The organism is Enterocloster sp. 210928-DFI.2.20 (assembly GCF_020554465.1).
GTDB classification, from domain to species: domain Bacteria; phylum Bacillota; class Clostridia; order Lachnospirales; family Lachnospiraceae; genus Enterocloster; species Enterocloster bolteae.
Map to the genome: position 1 here is coordinate 74,723 of NZ_JAJCHK010000026.1, position 6,039 is coordinate 80,761.

13 protein-coding genes are annotated in these 6,039 nt (G+C 45.0%); 11 read left to right on the forward strand and 2 right to left on the reverse strand.

The features are described 5' to 3' along the window. Window positions 1-31: 31 nt before the first annotated feature. Window positions 32-424, reverse strand: coding sequence for a hypothetical protein (locus tag LI015_RS20245; RefSeq protein ID WP_173875302.1), 393 nt, complete (start codon window positions 422-424; stop codon window positions 32-34). Window positions 425-500: 76 nt separating this feature from the next. Continuing rightward, a complete protein-coding gene (locus tag LI015_RS20250) occupies window positions 501-1,478 on the reverse strand; it encodes a S24 family peptidase (protein WP_227126215.1) in 978 nt (325 codons plus the stop codon). A 164-nt stretch (window positions 1,479-1,642) separates the two neighbouring features. On the opposite strand from LI015_RS20250, the gene LI015_RS20255 reads away from it, so the two are divergent. The 11 genes from LI015_RS20255 (at window position 1,643) to LI015_RS20305 (ending at window position 6,008) form a co-directional block, all read left to right on the forward strand. Beyond that, the gene (locus tag LI015_RS20255; protein WP_227126217.1) at window positions 1,643-1,888 is read left to right on the forward strand and encodes a DUF739 family protein; all 246 of its coding nucleotides are present in this window, start codon (window positions 1,643-1,645) and stop codon (window positions 1,886-1,888) included. A 1-nt stretch (window position 1,889) separates the two neighbouring features. After that, the gene (locus tag LI015_RS20260) at window positions 1,890-2,702 is read left to right on the forward strand and encodes an antA/AntB antirepressor family protein (protein WP_227126219.1); all 813 of its coding nucleotides are present in this window, start codon (window positions 1,890-1,892) and stop codon (window positions 2,700-2,702) included. Window positions 2,703-2,816: 114 nt separating this feature from the next. Then, window positions 2,817-3,023, forward strand: a complete 207-nt coding sequence (locus tag LI015_RS20265) for a helix-turn-helix domain-containing protein (RefSeq protein WP_227126221.1) — start codon at window positions 2,817-2,819, stop codon at window positions 3,021-3,023. Then, the gene (locus tag LI015_RS20270) at window positions 3,020-3,286 is read left to right on the forward strand and encodes a hypothetical protein (protein WP_227126223.1); all 267 of its coding nucleotides are present in this window, start codon (window positions 3,020-3,022) and stop codon (window positions 3,284-3,286) included. Before LI015_RS20265 ends, LI015_RS20270 begins: the two co-directional genes overlap by 4 nt. Before the next feature lie 15 nt (window positions 3,287-3,301). Beyond that, entirely contained in the window at window positions 3,302-3,526 is a 225-nt protein-coding gene (locus LI015_RS20275) for a hypothetical protein (RefSeq protein WP_227126225.1), read from the forward strand. Between the two features lie 17 nt (window positions 3,527-3,543). Further along, entirely contained in the window at window positions 3,544-3,729 is a 186-nt protein-coding gene (locus tag LI015_RS20280) for a hypothetical protein (RefSeq protein ID WP_054354978.1), read from the forward strand. A gap of 15 nt (window positions 3,730-3,744) precedes the next feature. Next, entirely contained in the window at window positions 3,745-3,960 is a 216-nt protein-coding gene (locus LI015_RS20285; protein WP_227126227.1) for a hypothetical protein, read from the forward strand. A gap of 45 nt (window positions 3,961-4,005) precedes the next feature. Beyond that, on the forward strand, window positions 4,006-4,500 hold the full coding sequence (locus LI015_RS20290) for a siphovirus Gp157 family protein (protein ID WP_227126229.1): 495 nt from the start codon (window positions 4,006-4,008) through the stop codon (window positions 4,498-4,500). Beyond that, window positions 4,500-4,679: a hypothetical protein gene (locus tag LI015_RS20295; RefSeq protein ID WP_227126230.1), complete on the forward strand. Its 180-nt coding sequence runs from the start codon at window positions 4,500-4,502 to the stop codon at window positions 4,677-4,679. Before LI015_RS20290 ends, LI015_RS20295 begins: the two co-directional genes overlap by 1 nt. Before the next feature lie 4 nt (window positions 4,680-4,683). Next, a complete protein-coding gene (locus LI015_RS20300) occupies window positions 4,684-5,337 on the forward strand; it encodes a hypothetical protein (RefSeq protein WP_227126232.1) in 654 nt (217 codons plus the stop codon). A gap of 17 nt (window positions 5,338-5,354) precedes the next feature. Then, window positions 5,355-6,008: an AAA family ATPase gene (locus LI015_RS20305; protein ID WP_227126234.1), complete on the forward strand. Its 654-nt coding sequence runs from the start codon at window positions 5,355-5,357 to the stop codon at window positions 6,006-6,008. The last annotated feature ends 31 nt before the right edge of the window (window positions 6,009-6,039 follow it).

Sequence of the window (6,039 nt, forward strand, 5' to 3'; positions counted from 1 at the left end):
GGAGTTCACTGCTCCAGGGTTTATTGCTTATTTATTCCGCTTTAGTTAATTTCATGGTGGTGGTTGTTCCCATAGCGGAAACATCATAACTGATTACGCCATCTTTGTAAGTAAATTCTTTCGTATCATCGCCGGATGCGAGTAGAGCGGAGCCAGTCTTATCTTTATCGTTTTCCGATGTCCATGAATATTCACTCACTGCGGATTCTGGGGCAACATAAGAACCGGCCCAGTATAATGACTTACTGTCCTTTGACATCCAATTAATTTCAATGTAATTATCAGTGATTATGGCCTCCTGGTAACTATCACCTGATTTTTCGGATGTCCATGTACCTGATAAGTCCGATGTAGCATCTGTCTTTCCGCCACAGGCCATCAATGTAATGGTAGCCAGTGCAATTGCAAAAAAAGTTTTCTTCATATACTCTTCCTCTTTTCTTTTATATATTAGACTATAAGCTCTCAAATTAATAACGTTCTTATTAAGAGCTTTTCTTTTAATCTTTTAATTTTCCAATCACTTTTCCCATGCAAACGACATTGTCATCACTGTGAATCGGTATATTTGGGTATTCATGGTTACGTGATATAAGTTCTTTGGAACCAAGTTCCTTGATAAAGGCACTTCCGTTTATAACGAATATGCCGATGTCCCCTACTTCCATTTCCATGGTCTGGCTCACCAATGCAATATCCCCGTCCATATAATCAGGCTCCATACTGTGACCGCTTACATCCAGGGCGTAGTCTGCGCCTTGGTAATCTGGAATGTTAGGAATTTCTATATCATCTTCGGCTTCGTTTCCTAATATGAAAATTCCAGTTCCGGCAGACACACCGCCGCGGTAGTAAGGAATGACAAACAGGTCGCTGTTGCGGTGAGGCTGAAATTCTATAATGCCAACGTTGCAGATGCTTTCGGCGTCTGTATTTTGATACTCCGGTATTTTAGTTAGTAAGGCTATCTGCTCGAACGCCTTATCTTGTCCCACACTATTTAATGCCCTGAAGCTTTTAAACAACTGTCTTGCTCGTTCGTTATCATATAAATCAGATACGTTACGATGAAGACCGTCGAAAGCGTTGGCGGCTCTTTCCATCAATTTAGGCAATTCTTCTTTGATAGTCTCGCGTTCTTCTTTGGTTAGATTGTAATCATTATTCCGCAATTTAGCTAAGGCAGAATTGAAGGGGCAATCATCAGGCGTAGTAGGAAAGTTTAAAGAGCGCCGTTCCATGGGAACATCATAGCCCATGAGCCATGCTTCATTTACATTAAGTGCAGCACCTAAGACAAATAATTTATTCTGATTGGGCTCTGTTTTTCCAGAGCAGTATTGACTAATATCCGATTTATTCATTTTAACATCATACTTTTCACAGTACGGAATCGCTAAGTTCAGTATATCGACTTGACGAAGACCTCTTGTGTCCATTAGTTTTTTTAATCGAATAGCAGTGTTTTCTTCTTTCATAAATAGTACCGCCTTTCTGTTTTCTACTATAACATAAATTAAACAATAGTTCAACAAAAAAAACTAAAAAGTTAAATAAATCGAACTTCTGTATTGACAATGAAAAAAAGAGATGTTATCATATGGGTAGTTCGAAATATTTAACTTGAGAGGAGGTGATACACATGGCATTTGATTATAGTAAATTGCGGGGAAAAATTATAGAGCTTTTTGGAACGCAAGCTTGTTTTGCGGCTGCAATGGGTTGGTCAGAAAGAACGCTTTCACTAAAAATGAATGGCGTTAGGGCATGGAAACAGCCAGACATTTGCAAAGCAATGACCTTGCTCAATCTATCTGATAAAGATATTCCATCATTTTTTTTTAAACCAAAAGTTCAAAATATTGAACTTTTCGAGGAGAATACATAAAATGAATGATTTATTGAACACGACCATTGATACATCAAAGTTAACCCCAATCGAGATTGTTCTGGGGATTGATAAGAACGGGATGACCACAGCAAAGAAGCTGTATGAGTTTCTGGAGCTGGATAAAAGCCAATACGCAAGATGGTGTCGCTGCAATATCACGGGTAATGAGTTTGCTGAGGAAAATACAGATTATTGGGTTTTCGACTCAGATGTCGAAAACCCCCAAGGTGGAAGACCCACACAAGATTATAAGCTTACCGCTCGTTTTGCAAAAAAGCTCTCCATGACACAGAAGAATGAACGGGGCGAACAGGCCAGGGATTATTTCACTAAGGTAGAGGACAAGGCCAAGGAAATGGTTCTTCGATTGCAAGAGATGTCTCCAGAGCTCCGCCTTCTTATCAACATGGAAATGGAACAGAAGCGACAGGCGGCAGAACTGGCAGAAGTTAAGGAAGCCAGCCAGAAAAATGCTGACCGGATAGAAAGCATCCGGGACGTAGTATCACTGGACACCACATCGTGGCGGGATGATACACGGAATTTAATCAATAAGATAGCCCAGGAGTTGGGTGGCGGGACAGCTTTTCAGCAGGTACGGGCAGAAAGTTACGAGCTCTTGGAAAAGCGGATGGGCGTAAGCCTGAAACAGCGCCTTACCAATAAACGCAGACGAATGGCGGACGAGGGCGTGTGTAAATCCAAGAGGGACAAGTTATCACAGGTGGATATCATAGCGGAGGATAAGAAACTGATTGAGGGTTATACCGCCATCGTAAAAGAAATGGCCATCAAATACGGGGTAGCGTAGGAATGGAGGCGGTACATATCAAAACCACATGCAAGACCTGCCGGCATAGCCAGTGCCCGGAACGGACACGGTGGTATCCGTGCAGGGACTATGAGAGGAAGGAGGATAAAAGCGATGGTGGAACCTTACAAGCCAATCTACACAGTCAAGGAGGCGGCAGGCGTTCTCAGGGTTAATCCAACCAAGGTGTATGAGCTTATCAGTACAAAGAAGCTCCCGTCTTTGCTCCTGGGCCAGCGGAAGATACGAGGGAGTGACCTGGAACGATTTATTATGACGTATCCGGTAGCCGAAATAGAGGAAGGAGGAAGAGCGCAATGACAAAAGTAACTGAGTTAGCCATCCGCGCCAAAGCAGCGGTCCAGTATCCCGGCTGCCGTGTGGATTTTGTGGGACCGGCCACCGCGGTGATGACCAATATCATGGGGCACAGGCGTATGGTGACCTTCCGACAGCGCAGGAGACGCCGGGACGGCCCAATCATGATGGCAGCTAAGTGGATTGTGCCGGCGGTCATCTGGCTGTTGGGGATGTGGATGGCAGCTATCGTGGTCATGGCGCTGGCCATGGGCGTTAGTCTGTGAGAGGAGGATATGACGATGCAGAAAACTTATAAGATATACCTTACAAAGGACTATGGGGTGGCCGGGCTTTTGCAGGATGCTCTGTGGGAGAAATATAAATCAGAAGTAGGATGTTCAAGCGGCTTTGGCTATGTTGATAATGAGGACAGGATTCCTAAATTGTATCACAACTGTGGTTATTTTTACGCGATGGTCGAGTATGAGAGTGAAAGACCAAAGTATGAGCTGATATTTGCATAGAAGGGAGGTGAGGAGAATTGTTTGGAAGCATAAAGAGCATTGCGGAGCTGGCGGTCAGGGATTGGTGCCGTTCCATCGGACTGGACATGCATTATATCAAGCTGGGCATGGATGGCAACGAGGCCATGATAGAGGACGATATCGGCAACACGCTGCGGCTGGTATATGACAACGATACCAAGTCTGTCTATGTCAAAGAGTAGGAGGGTGTTAGGACAATGAAAAAGAAGGATGACTTAGAGGCCATTGTAGACCTGCTACATGAATGGTGTGAGGAATATGGAGAGGAATATGCTTCCGCCTGCATTATTAACGGTATAGGACGCGCAATCAATGACCCCGCTTTACCTGCTGATGCATGGGTTAATGTTTTGAAAGATTATAAAGAGATGGACCCCAGCGGCGGCAACCGCAAGAGGCCCATGGACAAATAGTTTAGCACACCCTTAGTATAAGGGATTTAAAAGGAGATTACAAGTATGAGATTATATGAACTTACAGAACAGTATCAGATTTTGCAGGATATGGCCTATGACCCAGAGGTGGACGAGCAGACGTTGAGGGATACCATGGAAGGCCTGTGGGGAGAAATCGAAGAAAAGGCAGACGGTTATGCCAAAATCATTACAGGCATGAAGGCCGACATCGAGGCACTGAAGGAGGAGGAATCACGGCTCTATATGCGGCGTAAAGGGCTGGAGGACCGCCAGAAGTGGCTGAAGGATAACTTGGAGGCTAACATGCGGGAGATTGGTAAGACCAAGTTTAAGACGGCCTTGTTCAGTTTTAACATCCAGAAGAATGGAGGCCTGCAGCCATTAGTTATAGATGGGGTCATTGATGACATCCCGGGACGCTTCCTTATCCCGCAGGACCCGGTCCCGAACAATGAGGCCATCCGGAGCCTGCTGGCAGAGAAGCAGGTTGACTGGGCCCACCTGGAGCCGCGCGGTGAGAGCCTGAGGATAAGGTAATGGATAGGGGAGAGATTACACCGTTCCGGATGCAGGTACTGATGGATGTGGCGGCCCGGATTGTGAAGGTTATGGTCACAGGGGCCTGGCATCTGTCTTTTGAAGAAATGGATATGGTATTGGCGCTGGTACGGAACGGGATGGACGAGAGCGTCAAACGTAATATGAAAGGAGAGTAGAAGGATGTTTTTGAAAACAGCGGAACTAAAGAAAATGATGAAGTCGGCGCTTAAGAGTGCAGGGCTTTATGTGGGAAACATCGCGGGAAACTATCTGGTATATGGGAGTACGTGGGGATTGAGCACGGATACGGAATACGCTTCCAATAAGTTTAAGGCGGCACTTACTGAACTGATTGGAGATATTCCGGAACCCGGAGAGTGCTACAGGTACTATATACAGGGGAAACAGGTGGCGCAGGATACATGCGTGAATTACCCGGATATCTATGAAGCCTGGAAGGCGGCCAAGGATTACGCAGCAGGGCTTCCAATCAACTATATATCATGGCCCCATGAATTTACGGTGTATCAGATACATAGCAATAAGAGTTACGTGATTGCGCCCAGGTGTCTTACAAAAGATGTAATAAGCCAAAAGGAACTGGACAACAGTGTTGAATCCATGCCGAGTAGGCCCAGCTATATGCCAAATACCCTGTACTGGAAGAATGACACCACCATTTACTGGGTCACGACCGTGGAGCAGGGGGAGCGCGTCAGGGATGTTCTGTTCCCGGCATTGGAAGAGCTTGATTTCTTTAATAATGATTGGCTTCCGAAAAAGGAAGAAAGGGAGATGCAGGCTGCGCTAGAGGAAGAGATTCCGTATGAATAGGAAAGGAGAAGAACCTGATGGGATTACCAGTATTGATTTACGGAAAATCCGGGAGCGGAAAAAGCCGGAGTCTGAAATTTTTTGATGAAGATGAGATTGTACTGCTGAATACAGAGAAGAAGGAACTACCTTTTCGTAAGCGCTTTAAGAAGACCGGATGCAGTGATGATATTAACAAGATTATTGCAACAATCAACAAGAACCCGGAGAAGACGTTTGTGATTGATGATGCGGGGTATATCATGACCCACCTTTTTATGGAAAACCACAGAAATAAAAAAGGGAACGCTTCGTTTGAAATGTATGACGATATCGCAGATGCAATGTATGGCCTTGTAAAGCGGATCAAGGCAGAAGTAAGCGATCCGGAAAAAATCGTATATATCATACTCCATGAAGATACGGATGATTTTGGCGTTTCGCGTCTCAGGACGATTGGAAAGCAGCTTGACCGTAAAGTGTGTCTGGAGGGCATGGTAACAATCTGCATCCGGTGCGCGAGCGAGAATGGAAACCATTTTTTTAGGACGGTCACGGATGGATCCGATATCACAAAGACACCAGAGGACATGTTTGCGGATCCGGAGATTGAGAATAACCTGAAATTTGTTGATGATACGATCCGAGATTTTTATGGATGGTCAAAGTATAATGATCTCTCGGAATCTTGAGTGATCATGCCAGCAAAACTCTGGCATTGAA